Origin of the sequence: Venatorbacter sp. C2-1, assembly GCF_022832715.1 — a bacterium.
Taxonomy (GTDB): Bacteria; Pseudomonadota; Gammaproteobacteria; order Pseudomonadales; family Oceanobacteraceae; genus Venatoribacter; species Venatoribacter alkanivorans.
Genome location: NZ_CP094879.1, coordinates 4,244,676 through 4,262,993, shown reverse-complemented (window position 1 = coordinate 4,262,993; position 18,318 = coordinate 4,244,676). Strand labels below are relative to the sequence as shown.

Here is an 18,318-nt window from a genome sequence, read left to right as displayed (position 1 = left end):
TTAATGACCGGAAGATGCCCTATTGTGCCGCACAAATTCAATGAACTCATCTTCCGCCAGTGGCCGGCTGAACAGATAGCCCTGATATTCACAGCAGCCCCGGTTCTGCAGATATTCGCGCTGGGCTTCATGCTCGACCCCTTCCGCAATGATCTCCATGCCGAGGTTTTGTCCCATCTGGATGATGGAGTCGACAATCCGTGCAGGGCGCTGACTGTCCTCGATATCCATCACAAATGAGCGGTCGATTTTCAGTTTGTGCAGCGGCAGGTGCTGCAGGTAGCTGAGGGATGAATAACCGGTGCCGAAATCGTCCAGCGCAAAGGTAAAGCCCAGGCTGCTCAGGCGCTCCATTTTACTGCGGATAATCTCTTTATCGCCGAGGAAAATACTCTCGGTAATTTCCAGCTCCAGCTGTGCTGAGCAGAGAGAGTGGCTGTTGACCTGAGCAGTAACGTAATGCTCGAAGTTCTCGTCCATAAACTGCGCCGGACTGATATTCACCGCGAGGCGGCGAAAGCTGTCGGGTAACCGGTTTTCCTGTCGCCAGCGTTTCAGAACACGGCAGCTTTCCGTCAGAATCCACTGCCCCAGCGGCAGAATCAGGCGGGTTTCTTCGGCGGCACGGATAAACACATCGGGGCTGACCGGCGTGCCGCGGTTATTCCAGCGGCACAGAACTTCGGCTCCGGTAATTTCACCGTGGTCGTTGAGTTGTGGCTGGAATACCAGGGTAAACGCCTGCTGCTGGATGGCCTGATGCAGGTCGTTATACAGATTCAGCTTATCCTGCGTTTCCTGCTGCATATTCTGGGTGTAGATACTGATGCCGCTGCGCCCCTGCGCCTTGGCATGGTACATCGCGGTATCGGACTGGCGGACCAGGTCGGTTGCTTCATCCTGATCCGCAGGAAATACGGCAATACCGATACTGGCCGACAGATGGAAACAATGAATATCGATATTGAACGGTTGGCGGATCGCCGCCAGCAGCCGTTCGGCACAGTCGCTGCCATACTGCGCGGCAGCTTCCGGCGTGTCAGCCAGTTCATCAAGCAACACCAGGAATTCATCGCCGCCCAGACGCGCGGTCAGGTCTTCATCGCGTACCAGTTGATTCAGACGCTCACCCATTTTCACCAATAATTTGTCGCCAACCGGGTGGCCCAGCGAGTCGTTGATGTTCTTGAAATGATCAAGGTCGATAAAAAGCACCGTGCCGAATTTGCCCACTCGGCGGGCATGGGCCATTTTTTTCTCAATATGCAGCAGGGCAAAGCGGCGGTTGGCGAGGCGGGTGAGGGAATCGAAATTGGCCTGATACTCGATCTGCTGCTGCTTGCGTTTAACCTCCGAGATGTCACGGATTAACCACAGCAGGCCGTTGACCAGTGGTTGCCCTTCTTCACTCTGACTCAGTAGTGGCGTCATGCGCGACTCGATATAAAAGTCTTCGTGGCGGAACTCGGTTATTTCTATATCTTGCGATATCAATGCCTGATCGCGGCTCTCGGTAACGCGCTCTGCTACCTGTGGCTGTAACCAGCAGGTGAAAGGCTTTCCGGTAAGGTCGGCATGCAGGGCTGGCAGCTGACTTTCGAGGCTGCCATAGCGGCCACGGATAATGCCGTCGTTATCAAGCAGAAAAGCCACATCCGGGAAGGCCCGGGTAAAGGCCTGATCACGCATATGCTGTTCACGGATCTGCTGCATGGAGTGTTGCAGGTGCAGGCTGAGATTGTTGAACGCGCCTTCCAGATGAGCAAATTCGGATGATGAGCCGGAATGAATGGTCTGGCCCAGCTGTCCGGCCTGCAGGGTACGGGTGAACTGCACCAGCCGGTACAGTGGGCGCAGTACCTGACGCTGCACGATGCGCTGCAGACCCAGTGTATAAAGCACCAGCAGCAGGATCAGCAGAGCAATACGCAGCCCGGTGCTTTGCAGCATCTGCTGGCGCTGGTCGCTGGCGTCGTAATGAGCAAACAGCCAGCCCTGCTGCTCTCCCCGCAGCTCGAGGGTGCGGAACTGAATAGGCTGCAGGCCATAGAAATGTCCGCCATCCTGAAAAAACTGAAACTGCTGCCGGTCCAGAGATAAATGCCTGCTGGCCAGATCAACTTCCAGAGGCCGGCGAATGTCTGCCCTGCGGGTTGATAGCAGAACCTGACCATCGACCAGCAGCAACAGATGGCTGACGTGTGGGCGGGTTGCCATCCGGCTGAGGGTCTGATCGCCGAGCGTCCATTCTCCATCCGCCAGTTGGTGCTGCAGGGTTAAACGCAGTCCGCCCAATTCGGCTTCCAGCTTGTTTGACCAGGTACTGCTGAACTGTTGGGTCAATGCCTGATAGAGGAAATAGCTGAGCAATAAGGCCGCAACGCCCAGTGCCAGAGCTGACCAGCTGAGCAGAATTTTGCGCAGAGAGCCGTATTTCCGGCGACGCTTATGATGTGGCTTGCGGCTCTCTGTCATGGTGACACCGGCAGAAAACGGGGATCGGTAAACTGCTTAAGCTGCGGCGGGGCTGGCATCAGTTTCTGTTTCACCATCAGCTGAGCAAGGCCGTCCGCATTGCGGCTTAAAGGAGAGGGTTCGCCGCTGAGCAGGCGTCGGTTTTCTTCTGTATCCGGTAATTCCAGCCCATCAAACATGGCGCTGATCTGCTCGTCCGGCAAACGCAGGCGCTGGTTCATAATGGCAAATGAAGTCTGCGGAGAGGTTTGTATCAGCTGGCGGGCTTGCAGATAGCCATCAATCAGCTCCTGTATATGCTGTGTTTGCTGTTCCATCACCTCCCGGCGAATTGCCAGCACATCGACGATCTGGCCCTTGATTGCACTGCTGTCGAATAATACCCGGGCTCCGGCGCGGGCCAGTTCGCTGCTGAAGGGCTCGTAGGTGATCATGGCATCGATGCTGCCGTTCTGATAAGCCTTCAGCTGATCACTCAGGTTCATATGGCGGATACGCAGTGAGTTGTCCGGCAGTTCAGCAAAGTCCATGGCACTTTTCAGCATCAGTGCCCCCACGGCAGTGGTTTCCAGCGCGATGGTTTTGCCACGCAGATCACTCAGGGTGTGAATATCAGGATGAACCATCAGCATGTCGGCACCGGCAGAAATATTAAACACCAGCACCACGACCAGATCCTGCCCCTCCTGTACCAGTGCTAGCACTTCATCCAGTGTCAGCGCGCCGCCTTCCAGATGACCGAGGCGCAGGGCATCGATAACATCCGATGCTGAAGGCAGCTCCACCAGTTTGATGTGATGACTGTAGAGACCCTGCTCCCGTGCCAGATAAAGTGGTTCATAGCCGGGCCAGACGTTGGTGCCTACACGCAGCAGCGATCCCGGCGAGTCACAGCCACTGGTAGCTACCAATGGCAGGCAGAGCAGCAACCTTAAAATCCAACCCCGCACAGTAACTCCGGCTATTCGCTAACACTTTGTTAAGCCTAGCAGTTTACGGTTTTTCTGCTGCTGAATGTGTGGCTTTGGTGTGGTGACATTCCGACCATGGGCTAATAGTCCGGAGTGCTGAAATATGCTCCCCTGAAGGTTCAGCTGAAACAGGTGCAGGGTATGTCCAAAAATAACAACAAGAGCAGCAATGCGAAGGTAAAAACAGATGCTCCGGTGGCCAATGATGCCGGTTCACGTTTTGAAAAAGTGTTCTATCGCTATCTGGCCTGGTTTCCGATTCTGGTGCTGCCGATGATGGTGTGGGAAATGATGGGAACGGGGCAGTATGCGGTAGGCAGCATTGTTGCACTGATCCACGCCGTGTTGGTATTCCGCTTTGTGCAGGTCATCAATTTGCCGGGAATCTTTAAGCGTCGTCGCCCAACAGACGCCTGAAAAACAGGGGACGCCTGAAACAAAACAGGCAGAAAGCGGGTAACGCTTTCTGCCTGTGGTTTTTCCGCCTGCTTTATTTCAGGTGCCAGTGATTACTGGCGGATACCTTCGATAAACAGACCGATTTCAACCGTTGTGGAGGCAGGCCCCAGGTTGTAATCGATACCGTAGTCAGACAGCTTCAGCGTGGTTTTACCTTCAAAACCAGCGCGGTAGCCGCCCCATGGGTCTTTACCTTCACCAATCATTTTCACCGGAAAACTGATCGACTTGGTTACGCCGTGCAGAGTGAAATCGCCGGTCAGAACGCCTTCGCCGGCGCCGGTGGATTTAAAGCCGGTGCTCTTGAATGTGGACTGTGGAAATTTGCTGACGTCGAGGAAATCAGAACCTTTCAGGTGCTTGTCACGTTCAGCATGATTGGAATCCAGGCTGGTGGTATCAATCGTTACTTCAATGGCTGACTTCTCCGGTGCCTTGGCATCGTATTCAAACTGGCCATCAAAGGTATTGAAACGACCCAGCAGCCAGCTGTAACCCAGATGCTGGATCTTGAACTGGATAAAGGCGTGGGCGCCCTGAGTATCAATTTTATAGGTCGCTGCCTGGGACAGTGACGGCATCAGCAATGCGGCGCTCAGGCCGGCAGCAAGCATCAGTTTTTTCATCGTTCGCTCCTTGGGTTTTTAAAGCGGTTTGTCATTAATAAGTTGTTCTGCATGGGAGCTTAAGCACCGGGTTTAAGCATCCGCACCAGTGTTTTGTCTTTATCCAGCCAGTGGTGTTTGATAGCAGCTACGGCATGCAATCCGGCCAGCATCATTATGCTCCAGGCCAGCGCCCAGTGAATGACACCGGCGACATCTTCCTGATTGGCGTGTGTCAGGGTGGCGGGTAGCTCAAACAAGCCAAACACCTCGATGGCACGGCCATCGGCGGTGGAAATCAGATAGCCGCTGGCGAACAGTGCCAGCATCAGCAGGTACAGCAGAATGTGCGTCAGATGCGCGACTTTATGTTCCCAGACTTTATTGCCCAGTGGCTGCGGTTGCGGGTTACGCAACTTCCAGATAAGACGTAACAGCCACGCCAGTGCCAGCATGACGCCGGCACTTTTGTGCAGATCCAGCGAGCCGCGGTACCAGGCGTCGTAATAGGTCAGCTCTACCATATACAGCCCCAGGCCAAACAACCCGAAAACGGCCAGCGCCATCAGCCAGTGGAAGGCAATGCTGACCCAGCCGTAAGCAGAGGTGGTGTTGCGTATCATAAAACCTGACCCTGAAGTGCCCTTGAGAATTGATCTCGATAAGAACTCACCATAGCGACTTTAGTTCAGCAAAAAAACACGCATAATCGGACAACTGTTGTGCAAATATGCACAACCTGAGTGTAGCGACACACAATTTTCAGAGAACTGATCATGGAAACCAGTTGGGACGATATCCGCATAGCCTATCAGGTCGCCGAATCCGGCAGTCTCAGTCGCGCCGGAGAGCGTCTGGGAATGAATCACAGCACGGTGTTGCGCCACATTAACCGGCTGGAGCAACAGCTGGGGCATAAGCTCTTTATCCGCCATCAGCGCGGCTACCGGCTGACCGATGCCGGGCAGCTGCTGCTGGAGAAAATGCATCCGATCGTGGCCGATATGCGCCGTTTGCAGGGGACATTATCGACGCTGGATGCTTCACCTTCCGGCACTTTGCGTATTTCCACGGTGTCTGATTTTTCACCGTTTTTTACGCCGTTGCTGCATGCTTTCCGTCAGGAATTTCCACAGATCCGGGTGCAGATTGTCGCTACCGACGATGTGTTATCCCTGGCGCGTGGTGATGTGCATGTGGCCATCCGTATGGGCGCCGAGCCGCGGGAACCGGATCTGATTGCCCGGGCGCTGTTGCCGGTACAAATGCATTACTGTGCAGCGGACAGTTATATCGAACGTCATGGCCTGCCGCATTCAATGGCCGACATTAACCGTCATTGGTGGGCGTTGCCGACCGGAGAAAAGCAACGGATTTCCGGTATCCGGCAATTGCTGGAAAAGCTTGATCCGGACCAGATCGCCTTTCAGAGCAACAGCTTTAACGACATTTTGTCGGCGGTAAAAGAAGGCATGGGCATTGGCCCGGTGGGGGCTTTGCAGCGTCTGGCTGACAGTATGTCAGGTCTGAAGCAGGTAGAGTTCGGACTCAGCGCTGAGCCGTCATTAATGTGGTTTGTGTATCACAAAGATATGCGTCGCAGTGCGCGGGTACAGGCGCTGCAGGAGTTTATCCTGCAACGCCTGCCGGAGATGCAACGCCGGCTGGCCTGATGTGCGGCTGTTACAGCAGAGTGCTGGTTAAGCCCATCTCATTTGACATAGATGGCCACTGGCGCCAGATATGCACCAGATTGCTGGCTTCCTGACGGTTCATAAAGGCTTTGAATTCCGGGCTCTGGTAGGCCATCTGCGGGCCGAACAGACGCTTCACGGCAATATCGACCAGCTGGTCCAGATCATTGGCGAATGGCTCGCCAATCAGGGTGTGGATAATCACATTCGACAACGTCATATCCATCGGAATCAGCGGCTGGCCAACACGGTGGATATAGGTTTCGTTCACCTCTTCCAGCAGACGGTGAGCCAGGTAGGCTTTGTCCATCAGCGCGGCCAGACCAGCCTCATGGCTGAGCGCGGCCGGAGGCGTCACGAAAAACTCGGTCGCCATCTGGATAACCGGCTGTACATAGTGGCTTAAGCCCGCTTCCAGCGCGGCGGCCTGCAGATCGAGCAGCATTTGTGGCACGTCTTCGATATAGCGGACAACAAACTCCAGCAGTTTTTCTGCCGCTTCACCTTCAGGCAGATCGACGATGCGGGCAACCTGATCGGCGCGGGAGCTCAGGGCATTCTGCAGTTGCAGGGTAATGGCTTCATCACTGAGGGCGTTGCGGATTTGCTGGTTGATAACTTCCATGGTCATGCGTTTGCCTCGTTTCCAATCTGCCGTGATTAGGGTGTGGTAAAGCTATAAGCTCAGGTTTACACACGCAATGGAAAATCACGGCACAACTTAGACGGAATTGATCTAAAAATTAATTTGTTAAAAAATCTTTTAAAATCAATAGTTTACGAATCTAATTTCTGTCGACTTTGGAAAGTATAGTAAAGTTTGACGCCGCAACCAGTCGATTTACATAAAATTTTGTGGACGCCTCCACAGTGTCAAAAAAGTGTTAATTGCAAACAGAGCCCGGGTCGTGAGGAAGGCGTAAAAAGACCACCACAGGCCGTCGTTCCCCCACTCTCTGCTCAGCCACCAGACTGGCAGAAATACCAGCAAAGCAGCCGCCAGCATGGCGTTGCGCATGGCGGCACTGGCCTGTGCTCCGATAAATACCCCATCCAGCCAGTAGCTGGCCACCCCCACTAAAGGCAGCCAGAACAGGTAGTGCTGATAGCGCTGCAGCTGTGGCAACAACTCAGGCTGACTGGTCATCAGACTGAGCAGGTAAGGTCCCGCCAGCCATAAGGCCAGAGTCAGGGTAGCTGCCAGCCCCAGCATGTTCAGGCCGGTGAGCAGCAGCGTCTGGCGTAATTGCCCGCTGTCTGCCTGGCCCAGACTGTGCCCGGTCAGGCTTTCGGCGGCATGGGCAAAGCCATCCAGCGCATTGGATATCAGCAACAATGCAGTAATCAGTAATGCATTAGTGGCCAGTGTCAGCTCACCCATACGGGCTCCCTGAGCGGTAAAAAAGGCAAATACCAGCAGCAGGCACAGGGTGCGCACAAATAAGTGCCGGTTGATGCGTAACAGCGGCCGCAGTGTTATCAGCGGCGGGCGGACTCCCAGTGATTGCAAACCATGGCGGCGGGCAAAATACAGCGCTGCGATTAAGCCGCTGTAGTCGGCCAGCACGCTGCCCAGCGCCACACCGTCGCTGGTCATGCCGGCATGAAATACCAGCAGATAATCCAGCACGGCATTGAGACTATTCACCAGGGTCAGAATCAGCAGCGGAATGCGGGTTTTTCCCAAACCGATAAACCAGCCGGTGAGTACATACTGCGCCAGCACCGCCGGTGCAGATAACAGGCGGATGCTGAGATATTCTGCCGCTCCGCTCTGCACATTATCGCTGCCCCCCATTAACGGCAGCAGCCACGGCAGCGCGATAAAAGCTGCAGCCATCACCAGCAGGCAGATTGGCAGCACCAGCCATAACGAATGTTGCAGGCTTTCAATGACCTGCGCCTGTTGCTGTGCTCCGGCGGCGCGGGCGGTAACGGCGGTGGTACCCATACGCAGAAAACCAAAGCTCCACAGCAGCAGGGTAAATAACTGCGCGCCTATCGCTACCGCGCCAAGGTGTTGCGGGTCGGGCAGATGTGCCAGTACCGCGCTGTCGGCCAGCCCCAGCAACGGCACAGTGATGTTGCTGAGCATAATTGGCCAGGCCAGCATCCAGATGCGGCGTTGTGTCGCAGCCAGAGAAGGGGCTGTTACTGCGTGGCTGGCCGTCATGGCTGATATACTCCGCGTCTCAGTTTTGCGATTACATATTTGGGGTTAAGGCTTTGAGCAGGTGTTGGTCACGATGAAAAAAGCGATTGTACTGTTTTTACTGTTACTTGCGGCATGGCTGACCGGTGCAGGTGTTGCTTATGCACCGCAATGGCAGCAGGCACAGCTGCTGCAACAGGATGGTCTGATGCTGTTTCCGCGTGCGCTGGCCGTGAGCGATCAGGTCTTTATTAATCAGCATGGGCAGCGGATGGCATTGCGAGAACTGCAGGGGCGCAATGTGCTGCTGTTTTTTGGTTACACCTTTTGCCCGGATATCTGCCCGACCACACTGGCCGACCTCAGCCGCAGCTGGAAACAGTTGCCGGCGGATATCCGCGAGCAATGGCAGGTGGTGCTGGTTTCGGTCGATCCTGAGCGTGACAGCCCACAGTCTCTGCAGCCTTATATGGCGTACTTCAATAAGAGTTTTCTGGGTTTAACCGGTAATGCCAATGGTTTGGGCGTGCTGGCGGCAGAACTCAATGCGGTGTATGGCAAGGTGGAGCGTGGCGAAGGCGTGGCTTATCTGATGGATCACAGTGCCAATCTGGTGATTCTGGATAAACAGGGCGCTTACCGTGGCTATATCGCCCCGCCGCATTATCCACAACGTCTGGTGCCGCTGCTGCAGGCGCTGAGTGCCCGCCTTCAATAACCCGTTGTCAGTAACGGCTGACCTGCATGGGCGCTGCTTGTAATGGCGGCCTTGTCCATTTAATCAGCTGCCGCAATCCGCTGTCGTCGCAGCGCCCCTGATATTCCAGCCAGTGAATGGTGTTACCGGCGAGAAATACTGAGCCGGAGACGATGGCGCTGCCGGCGGTCCAGCCACCGATAATCACCACATAGGCTGCGAGGCAGACTTCGGTGCTTTGCTGACAATCCCCCAGCCCCCGCAGCAGGTTGGCATGTGTGTTAGCCTCCAGCCACTCATAGTTCAGCGCCAGCTGGCGTGATACCAGTTCGCAGCGGGCATAGCCCTGATCCAGCGGCACTTTGCTGGGGTAAACGGTGCAGCCGCTGAGCAGCAGTACCAGCGTCAGCGCAGCAAGCTGCAGGCCGTTATCCGGTAGTTTCATCCATGACATCCATCGGGCACAGAGCCGTCAGTATGCTGAACGGCGGCTAAACCGCAGCTGAATGATGCGGCATCGCCTTTACCGGCATCATGGAGCAGAACTTTTGCCCGCTTCGCCGGAGACAACGGGTTGTTGCCGCTGCAGCGTATGGGCTGTGCTTTGGCTGTTGCTGCCCAGATTGCTGTTCAGGTTTATCAGAAAGTTCACTCCGCTGCGGCTCGCGCTTATCTCAATAATCTGTTGTGCCCCCAGGCTGGGATAAGCGCCACAGGTTTCTCCGGCCTGACAGATCACGTTATCCACATCAATATCAGAGCCGGCCAGCAGGGAGTAGCGGCCAGCAGGAACGGCCGGGAAGCTGTAGCGGCCATTCGTCTGAGCAAAAATGCTGGTTGTACATTCTTTCTCGTTGCGCCCGGCGGCAATGCAATCGGCATCTTCGAGTAATACATACTGCTGGGTCATGGCGTTGTTGCTGCTGATAACGCCATTTTGCATATACACCGGAATACTCAGGCTGTTGCTGCCGTCGCTGACGCTGATGGTGGCGTTGTAGTAGCCATCACTCAGGCCGCTGCGGCTAACGCTGGCACTGTATGCGCCGAGGTTTTTGTCGTCGACGCTGACCGCTGTAATGCTCAGCCAGTCAGCATCATCACTGATCGTAAGTTGCCCCGGTTGCAGATCACCGGCATTGCTCAGGGTAAAACTGAGGCTGTTGTCGCTGCCAAATACCAGCTCCGCCGGAGAAGACTGCAGCGCCACCGGACGTGGAGGCAGGGTGCCGCCGCCAGCCAGTTTCAGCGCTTCGCTGACTGCGCGATAGGCATCAATCTGACCATAACCCAACTGGTTGTCACGGTTACAGCTGGTGGCCTTATTGGTGATGGCACAGCTCTGCAATAACTGATCGACATCGCTGGCAGACAGCGCCGGATAGGCCGATTTCATCAACGCAATCACCCCGGCGACATGCGGACTGGCCATGGACGTACCTTCAAACAGGCGATAGCTGGGTTGGCGTGAGCCGCTGCTGTCATCAGCAACGGTACTGAGCACACCATCCTTCTGACCATCGCTGTTATCGTCATTGCTCAGCTCTCCACCGGGGGCAGCAACGCTGATGGTGCTGCCATAATTGGAATACGAGGCCAGTGTGCCGGTGTAACGGGTGGCGCTGACGGAAATCACTTCCGGATAGGCCGCCGGATAAGATGGTGAAGAAGTGGCCTCGTTACCGGCAGCGGCAACAATAATCACTCCGGCATTGCGCGCCGCGGCGTACACCGCCTGCTCCGCCGCCGATGAACTGCTTCCCCCCAGGCTGAGGTTTATCACATCGGCCTTTTGGGCAGGCAGTGTGTTGCTGTCATTGCTTAACCGGGCGGCATAACGTACGGCCTGAATGATGTCGTAGGACGTGCCGTCATTTTTACCTAGTGCCCGCAGCGGCATGATTTTCGCGTTCCAGGCGACGCCCGCGCCGCCAATGCCGTTATTGCTTGCGGCAGCAATGGTGCCGGCAACATGGGTACCATGCCAGGAACTGGCGCCGGGAATATCGCTGTCGCCGGGATCATCAGGATTGTTATCGATGCCATTGCCATCGCGGGCGCTGTCTCTATTGGCAATAAAGTCATAGCCCGCAATCAGCTGACTACTCAGATCCGGATGGGCCAGATACACACCGGTATCGATGACCGCCACGATGACGCCATCACCTTTGTTCAGATTCCAGGCCTGCGGCAGATTGATAGCCGGATAATGCCACTGGTAACGGTAGTAAGGATCGTTGGCCGTAGCCTGTACCTTACGGATGTAATTGGGTTCGGCGTATTCGATTCCTTCCTGCTGGCGCAGACGTTTGCTGTCGATCAGGGTCTGGCGTTTGTTATACAGAGCCTCGCTGAACGCACGCAGCAGATTGGGCTCGGCACTGCCGGCGCTTAACCGCGCGCTGCTGCGGTTAAGGCTGAGCAGCTGTGGTTTGTCCGGATCGTTTGCCGATGCTGCATTCAGCTGGTTCAGAGCCACAGGACTGAGCACGGTGTTTAAGCCAGCATTACGTGCCTGGGCGCTGATGCTGCTGCCGGCTTTGGCTTTAACAATGATTTCGTCGGCGACAAAATCATCCATTCTGTTTGCGGATGCCGATGCACTGGCGGGCAGAATCTGCAGTACGTATTTGGATATACCGGAATAGGCATAAACGTTAATCAGGTAGTCACCGTCGGCCGGAACGGTGACTTCTTCAAAAGCTCCGGCAGCACCATCCACCGGGCCCAGCTGAGATGCGTCTGCCAGCAGATAATCGCCCTCAGCATTCGGGGTTGCTTCGGCGAGAAACAAATCAAGGTCGCCGTGATAGCCTTCGCCGCTGTAAAAATAGGTGAGGTCGACAACCTGCAGGCGGATGATCTGTCCCGCTTGCAGGCTGGCCTTAAAGTAATCGTCGCGGTCTGCGCTGTTGGCATAGCGTTCAGATTCACTGTCTTCAGATACGGCTGCATCTGTTGGTCTGGCGGAAGCAAAACCCTGAACAGTCGTCAGGTTACTTAACAGTTGTGGATTGGTGGGATCATCATTACTGGCATAAGGCGCGTAGATATCATTGATATCGGAATCGGTAACAATACCGGTGGCAATGCTCAGCTGGCCCGATAACGAGTACGTGGCTGTCGGGTTGCTGCTGCCACTACTGCCTCCGCAGGCACTGAGAGTAAGACTCAGCAGCAGACTCAGGGGTAACAAGCTGGATTGACGTGCGAAGCTGATCATGGGATTTCCGGAAGGCGGCAGATAATGATGCAGGTATTTTAGCGGCTAATCGCAGCTCTGTGCGTGACCCGGTTGTCTTTTGTCTGCACATAGGCAATTGCAGCACTTTGCATTACCCTGAGGTTTCAGCCGTACAGCAAAGGATTGCTTATGTCGTTAGCCCGCGTATTTACCCGCGCGCAGCTGGGTATTGATGCTCCGCCGGTCATTGTTGAGGTGCACCTGTCCAGTGGCCTGCCGTCGCTCAGTCTGGTGGGGTTGCCGGAAACCGCCGTTAAAGAAAGTAAAGACCGCGTGCGTTCTGCCCTGATGAACGCGCAGTTTGAATTCCCCGCCAAGCGCATCACCATCAATCTGTCTCCTGCTGATTTGCCAAAAGAAGGTGGTCGCTATGATCTGGCCATTGCGCTGGGCATTCTTGCGGCTTCCGGCCAGATTCCGGCCACCGCTCTGGATGGTCATGAATTTATCGGTGAGTTGAGTCTGGGCGGAGATTTACAGCCGGTACCCGGAGTATTGCCCTGTGCCCTGCAGGCGGCCCGTGCGGGTAATGTGCTGGTGTTACCCCAGGCCAATGCCAGCGAAGCGGCACTGTGTTCTCAGGGTGAATTCCGCAGCGCCGCCAGCCTGCTGGAGGTGACCGCTTATCTGCATGGGCAACAGAGTCTGGCAGCTGTAACAGCGGGCAATGCTGTCCCCGCAGGGCGTCCGCAACAGGCCGACTTAACCGATGTGCGCGGCCAGCCACAGGCGCGGCGGGCGCTGGAAATTGCCGCAGCAGGTCAGCATAACCTGCTGTTTATCGGCCCGCCGGGCACCGGCAAAACCATGCTGGCCAGCCGTCTGCCCGGCATTTTGCCGCCCATGAGTGAAGAAGAAGCGCTGGTATCGGCGTCGGTTTATTCCATCAGCAGCCAGCCGTCGCAATGGCAGGATCAGTGGCGCGTGCGGCCTTTCCGCGCGCCGCACCATACCGCATCCGGAGTGGCTCTGGTCGGTGGTGGCACAACCCCCAAGCCCGGTGAAATCTCACTGGCCCATGGCGGTGTGCTGTTTCTGGATGAGTTACCGGAATTCAGCCGCAAAGTGCTGGATGTGCTGCGTGAACCGCTGGAAAGCGGACGTATTGTTATCAGCCGTGCCAACCGTTCGATCACCTATCCGGCGCGTTTTCAGCTGATTGCGGCGATGAACCCCTGCCCCTGTGGTTATTTTGGTGATCCGGCCGGACGCTGCCACTGTACCCAGGAGCAGATCCGCCGCTATCAGGGACAGACCTCGGGGCCGCTGCTCGACCGTATTGATCTGCACGTTGAAGTGCCTCCCATTGCCACCGCTTTGCTGCAGCAGGCTCCGGCCGGTGAAAGCAGCGCGGCAGTACAGCAGCGGGTGATGGCGGCGCAGGCGCTGCAGCAACAGCGCCAGGGGTGCGCTAATGCCGAGCTGAGCCCCACACTGCGCGAGCAGGTCTGTGTTCTTCATGAAGAGGATCAGCACTGGCTGCTGGCGGCGATTGAACGGCTGCAGCTGTCGGCCCGGGGTTATCACCGTCTGCTGAATATTGCCCGCACCATTGCTGACCTGGATGCCCAGCCGGCCATCGGTCGTGTGCATCTGCTCGAAGCACTGGGCTACCGCACGCTGGATCGTTACCGGCAGGGGTAAGGCTGGCGGCTGCAGATTTGTGCATTATTTGCACAGATGTCAGTATCTGCCACACTTGGAGAAACCCTGTGGATATAAAGCATGGTAAAGCAACTGATTGTCTTCCTGATCATCATCGCCCTGACTGTGGCAGTTATGGTGTATTACCACGTCAATACGGAAAGCCCTTTTGACGGCGAAGCCTTTTTCGGCCCGAAAGAGCGCCCCGCAGAACCGTCACCGGCGCCTCAGAACAAGCGTCCCTGAGTAAATCCTGAATGTTCCGGGAAGCCGCTTTTCGCTTGTGAAATCAGTTCGCCCAGCGCCAGTGGGCGGGCGTAAATATACCCCTGAATACGGTCGCAGCCGAGCCGGCGTATCTCTTCCAGACAGGCACTGTCTTCAACACCTTCAGCCGTTGTTTCCAGCTTCAGGCGGTTCGCCAGATCCAGCATGGTGGTAACAATATGGCTTTGTGGTCCGTGGTCGGGCAACGGTGAGACAAAGGCACGGTCAAGCTTGATACCGGTCAGTGGCAGGTCGCTTAAATGGGACAGCGATGAGAAGCCGGTGCCGAAATCATCCAGCACAATGTGCACGCCCGCGGCTTTCAGCTGGCGCAGATTCAATAAGGATACGCTGGCGTCGCGCATCATGGCGGTTTCGGTCAGCTCCAGCTCCAGAAACTGTGGTGGCATGCCAAACTGGTCGAGTAAGTCGAGTACCTGCCGGGTATAAAAGGGATCGGCAACCTCCGGAAAAGAGACGTTCACCGCCATGCGCAGCGGGTGGTCGAGCAGCTCCTGCAGCCGGCACCAGGCACTGATGGTTTCGCGCAATGCCCATTGGCCCAGCGCCTGAATCAGTCCGGCATTTTCGGCCTCGCGGATAAACACTGTGGGCGGGATAACCCCCAGCGCCGGATGGCGCCAGCGCATTAACGCTTCGGCCCCGACCAGCGCCCCGGTACGGCTGTCAAACTGGGGCTGGTATTCAAGGTAAAACTCATCACGCTGCAAGGCCAGATGAATACCGCTCAGCAGGCTCAGGCCGGTGTCCTGCTGGCGCCATTCGAACTGGGCTTCCTGTACCAGCCGCTCACGGGCAATCTGTTGTACACCTTCCTGCAATACTGCACTCAGGGCAGAGAAACCGCTGATACACAATGGTGAGCTGTGGTACACCACCCAGGGGCGGTCGTCATCGTCCGGCTGCAGTGGCAGCCAGTCGGCATGGAGTTCGTAGTAATTGTCACTGACCACAACCAGCTGATCATCCAGGATACGGCCGATAATGGCTCCGGCGGGGGCGCGCCGGCTGATGGTGCGTTCAAATTCCTGCTGAATACTTTCCCGTTGCTGCCAGCTGTCACGGTCATGCTGATGCCGTAACCAGCGGCATTGCAGCACCTGCAGATAATAGCCATGGTCTGCCTGGGTCAGTTGCTGGCGCAGGCGGGTAAAAAACTCATTGCGCTGTAAAGGTGCCGGAATGTTTCTGAGTACCTGCTGCTGCAGAGGCCCCAGGCTCTGGAAAAAACGCTGACGATTAAAATCATCCAGCGCCAGCCAGTGTCCGGACGGAGGCAGTTGATCGCGGTGTTTAGTGGTGGAAATAATCAGGCAGGGCAGGTGTGGCGGAAGTTGGGTAAGCCATTGTTGCTGGGCAGTTGTAAAGGTGTCTATCAACAGTACTGCAGCTTGCCAACCGTCGCCTGAGGGGGGCAGTACAGACGTTGAGAGCGGATTCAGGAACAGGAATTCCGTTCGCATAGCGTCCTGCCTCTGATGTTGACCCAGCCAGTGTTGCAGGTCTCCGAGGCGCTGTTCGCAGGTGCTCAGAATCAACAGATTGAGCCTGGACTGATGTGGTGAAAATTCCATAAAACCCGAACTGAATTAGGTCTGGTATGTGTCTGCCCGTAAGGCGACGCCCGGTTGTGTGACCTCCGTATTGTTGCCGGAATGGCAATATACGACGCGATCCATAACCATTTCTTTTAATAATCAGTGTTTATATATAGGACATTTCGGGTTGTGTGTCTCCTTTTGTGGCAGAAAAATATCCTTCAGGGACAAAGACTTGCGTACCAGAGTCCGCAGCGATGGTGATAAAAGCAGTGACAGTTGTGCCTGTTCGCTGTCCGAGTCACGTTGCGGCGGATTCCAACCATGCGCTGAGCTGTTAGAATGCCCGCCCGTCAGAGAGGTAAGCCCGTGGTCGATCTAAGTCAGCTCAATCCCCGTCAGAAAGAAGCCGCCAAATATGTGGATGGCCCGCTGCTGGTACTGGCCGGTGCTGGCTCTGGCAAGACGTCGGTGATTACCCGTAAGATTGCTTACCTGATCGGTGTGTGCGGTATCAAGTCGTATCACATTGCCGCGGTAACCTTTACCAATAAAGCCGCGCGCGAGATGAAAGAGCGGGTGATGTCGCTGGTGGGTAAAGGCGGTGCCAAGGGCCTGACGGTATCGACCTTCCACAACCTCGGCCTGAATATCATCCGCCATGAGCTGACCACCGCCGGTTATAAAAATGGTTTCTCAATTCTTGATCAGGATGACTGCAAAGGCATTATCCGCGACGTGATGCACCGGGAACACGGTGACGACGGCGATATGATCGAGCTGGTGCAGAACGCCATCTCCAACCTCAAAAACGACCTGATCGCCCCCGACCATGCCATCAAAGTGGCATCGACTCCGCAGGAATTGCTGATCGCCCAGACCTACAGCGTTTATCAGCGTATGCTGAAAGCCTATAACGCGGTGGATTTTGACGACCTGATCATGGTGCCGACGGTGCTGTTCCGTGATCACCCGGAAGTGCTGACCCGCTGGCAGAAGAAGATCCGCTATCTGCTGGTGGATGAATATCAGGACACCAACACTAGTCAGTACGAGCTGGTGAAGCTGCTGGTGGGTCACCGCACCGGTCTGACTGTGGTAGGTGACGATGACCAGTCGATCTATGCCTGGCGTGGTGCCCGTCCGGAAAACCTGTCGCTGCTGAAAAAAGACTTCCCGACGCTGAAGATCGTCAAGCTGGAGCAGAATTACCGCTCCACCGGCCTGATCCTGAACGCCGCTAACCGCGTGATCGACAACAACCCGCACGAATTCGAGAAAAAGCTGTGGTCCGATATGGGCTACGGTGACCCGATCAAGATTCTTAAATGCCGCAACGACGAAGTGGAAGCCGAGCGCATTGCCACCGAAATCGTCGAGCGCCGCCTGCGTTATGGCTGTGGCTACCGCGATTTTGCCGTGCTCTATCGTGGTAACCACCAGTCACGTGTGATCGAGATGAAACTGCAGGCCTATCAGGTGCCGTACAAACTCAGCGGTGGCCAGTCGTTCTTTGGCCGCAACGAGATCAAAGACATCATGGGTTACCTGCGATTGCTGATTAACCCGACCGATGATGCGGCTTTCTTGCGCGTGATTAACACGCCGCGTCGCGAAATCGGCCCGACCACCATCGAAAAACTGGGCGAATACGCCGCCATGCGCGGTATCTCAATGATGGCGGCGACCACCGAAATGGGGCTGGAACAACAGCTGATGCCAAAGGCGCTGGATCGTTTGCGCCGCTTTGGTCACTGGCTCGAAGGCATTACCCGCAACGCCTATACCGATGATCCGGTGGCGGCGGTCAAAGAGATGATCAGCGATATCGACTACGAAGGTTACCTGCTGCAGAACTCCGGCACGCCGAATCAGGCCGAACGACGGATGAAGAACGTCTGGTTCCTGGTCGATTCAATCAGCAAGATGATCGCCAAAGCGGAAGAGCTGGGCGATGAATGCACCATCGAAGATGCGGTATCCAAGCTGATCCTGCGCGATATGATGGAGCAGCAGGAAAAAGAAGACGAAGCCGATCAGGTACAGCTGATGACGCTGCACGCCTCCAAAGGTCTGGAGTTTCCGCACGTCTATATCATGGGCATGGAAGAAGAACTGATGCCGCACCGCAACAGCATCGAGGCCGATACCATCGAGGAAGAACGGCGCCTGATGTACGTGGGCATTACCCGCGCCAAGCGCACCCTCACTCTTACCTATGCTGGTAAACGCCGTCAGTTTGGCGAAGCCATGGACACCACCCATTCGCGCTTCCTCGATGAGCTGCCACCGGACGATATCGTCTGGGAAGGTAAAACCGAAACCTCCGCCGAAGAGCAGAAACAGCGCGGCCAGGAAACCCTGTCCAGTCTGCGCAATATGCTGGCCGATTTCTGACAAGCCGCCTAAAAAACGCCCGGCATTGCGTCAGTAATGCCGGGCGTTTTTTCTCCGTACTCTTTGCCAGAAGCCACCCGGTGATTTTTAGTCATGTTCTTATGTGTTCAGTGCTGATATGCATTGACGGATTCCATCTACACTCATCAGATGG

Annotated in this window: 15 protein-coding genes; 6 read left to right on the top strand and 9 right to left on the bottom strand. The window is 55.8% G+C overall.

Features of this window, described 5'->3' with window-relative positions; all coding sequences use genetic code 11:
• Both MT343_RS19235 and MT343_RS19230 read right to left on the bottom strand, forming a co-directional pair.
• Positions 1-2,475 carry an EAL domain-containing protein gene (locus MT343_RS19235; protein WP_145467428.1) on the bottom strand — a complete coding sequence of 825 codons (2,475 nt, stop codon included), beginning with the start codon at positions 2,473-2,475 and terminating at the stop codon, positions 1-3.
• Positions 2,472-3,425: an ABC transporter substrate-binding protein gene (locus tag MT343_RS19230; protein WP_186435821.1), complete on the bottom strand. Its 954-nt coding sequence runs from the start codon at positions 3,423-3,425 to the stop codon at positions 2,472-2,474. The genes MT343_RS19235 and MT343_RS19230 overlap by 4 nt, the downstream gene beginning before the upstream one ends.
• A gap of 162 nt (positions 3,426-3,587) precedes the next feature.
• Here MT343_RS19230 and MT343_RS19225 point away from each other — a divergent pair, with 162 nt between their 5' ends.
• Positions 3,588-3,863, top strand: a complete 276-nt coding sequence (locus MT343_RS19225; protein WP_145467432.1) for a hypothetical protein — start codon at positions 3,588-3,590, stop codon at positions 3,861-3,863.
• A gap of 92 nt (positions 3,864-3,955) precedes the next feature.
• On the opposite strand, the gene MT343_RS19220 is transcribed toward MT343_RS19225, so the two are convergent.
• Complete coding sequence (locus MT343_RS19220; RefSeq protein WP_145467434.1) at positions 3,956-4,531, bottom strand: YceI family protein; 576 nt, start codon at positions 4,529-4,531, stop codon at positions 3,956-3,958.
• A gap of 59 nt (positions 4,532-4,590) precedes the next feature.
• Positions 4,591-5,133, bottom strand: coding sequence for a cytochrome b (locus MT343_RS19215; RefSeq protein ID WP_145467436.1), 543 nt, complete (start codon positions 5,131-5,133; stop codon positions 4,591-4,593).
• Between the two features lie 153 nt (positions 5,134-5,286).
• On the opposite strand from MT343_RS19215, the gene MT343_RS19210 reads away from it, so the two are divergent.
• A complete protein-coding gene (locus tag MT343_RS19210; protein ID WP_145467438.1) occupies positions 5,287-6,183 on the top strand; it encodes a LysR family transcriptional regulator in 897 nt (298 codons plus the stop codon).
• 10 nt (positions 6,184-6,193) lie between these two features.
• Here MT343_RS19210 and MT343_RS19205 read toward each other — a convergent pair whose 3' ends face one another.
• Positions 6,194-6,835: a hypothetical protein gene (locus tag MT343_RS19205; protein ID WP_145467440.1), complete on the bottom strand. Its 642-nt coding sequence runs from the start codon at positions 6,833-6,835 to the stop codon at positions 6,194-6,196.
• 210 nt (positions 6,836-7,045) lie between these two features.
• Positions 7,046-8,377, bottom strand: a complete 1,332-nt coding sequence (locus MT343_RS19200; protein ID WP_145467442.1) for an MATE family efflux transporter — start codon at positions 8,375-8,377, stop codon at positions 7,046-7,048.
• Positions 8,378-8,450: 73 nt separating this feature from the next.
• Here MT343_RS19200 and MT343_RS19195 point away from each other — a divergent pair, with 73 nt between their 5' ends.
• Positions 8,451-9,074: an SCO family protein gene (locus tag MT343_RS19195; protein ID WP_145467444.1), complete on the top strand. Its 624-nt coding sequence runs from the start codon at positions 8,451-8,453 to the stop codon at positions 9,072-9,074.
• A 7-nt stretch (positions 9,075-9,081) separates the two neighbouring features.
• On the opposite strand, the gene MT343_RS19190 is transcribed toward MT343_RS19195, so the two are convergent.
• Both MT343_RS19190 and MT343_RS19185 read right to left on the bottom strand, forming a co-directional pair.
• A complete protein-coding gene (locus tag MT343_RS19190; RefSeq protein WP_145467445.1) occupies positions 9,082-9,498 on the bottom strand; it encodes a hypothetical protein in 417 nt (138 codons plus the stop codon).
• Between the two features lie 87 nt (positions 9,499-9,585).
• The gene (locus MT343_RS19185) at positions 9,586-12,276 is read right to left on the bottom strand and encodes a S8 family serine peptidase (RefSeq protein ID WP_145467447.1); all 2,691 of its coding nucleotides are present in this window, start codon (positions 12,274-12,276) and stop codon (positions 9,586-9,588) included.
• Between the two features lie 150 nt (positions 12,277-12,426).
• Here MT343_RS19185 and MT343_RS19180 point away from each other — a divergent pair, with 150 nt between their 5' ends.
• Together MT343_RS19180 and MT343_RS19175 are read left to right on the top strand one after the other, a co-directional pair.
• A complete protein-coding gene (locus MT343_RS19180) occupies positions 12,427-13,941 on the top strand; it encodes a YifB family Mg chelatase-like AAA ATPase (RefSeq protein ID WP_145467449.1) in 1,515 nt (504 codons plus the stop codon).
• 81 nt (positions 13,942-14,022) lie between these two features.
• Positions 14,023-14,187: a hypothetical protein gene (locus tag MT343_RS19175; RefSeq protein ID WP_186435822.1), complete on the top strand. Its 165-nt coding sequence runs from the start codon at positions 14,023-14,025 to the stop codon at positions 14,185-14,187.
• On the opposite strand, the gene MT343_RS19170 is transcribed toward MT343_RS19175, so the two are convergent.
• Complete coding sequence (locus MT343_RS19170; RefSeq protein WP_186435823.1) at positions 14,169-15,692, bottom strand: EAL domain-containing protein; 1,524 nt, start codon at positions 15,690-15,692, stop codon at positions 14,169-14,171. The genes MT343_RS19175 and MT343_RS19170 overlap by 19 nt on opposite strands.
• Before the next feature lie 444 nt (positions 15,693-16,136).
• Here MT343_RS19170 and rep point away from each other — a divergent pair, with 444 nt between their 5' ends.
• Positions 16,137-18,164 (top strand): DNA helicase Rep, encoded by a 2,028-nt coding sequence (gene rep, locus MT343_RS19165; RefSeq protein WP_145467453.1) that lies wholly within the window; start codon positions 16,137-16,139, stop codon positions 18,162-18,164.
• Positions 18,165-18,318 lie beyond the last annotated feature (154 nt).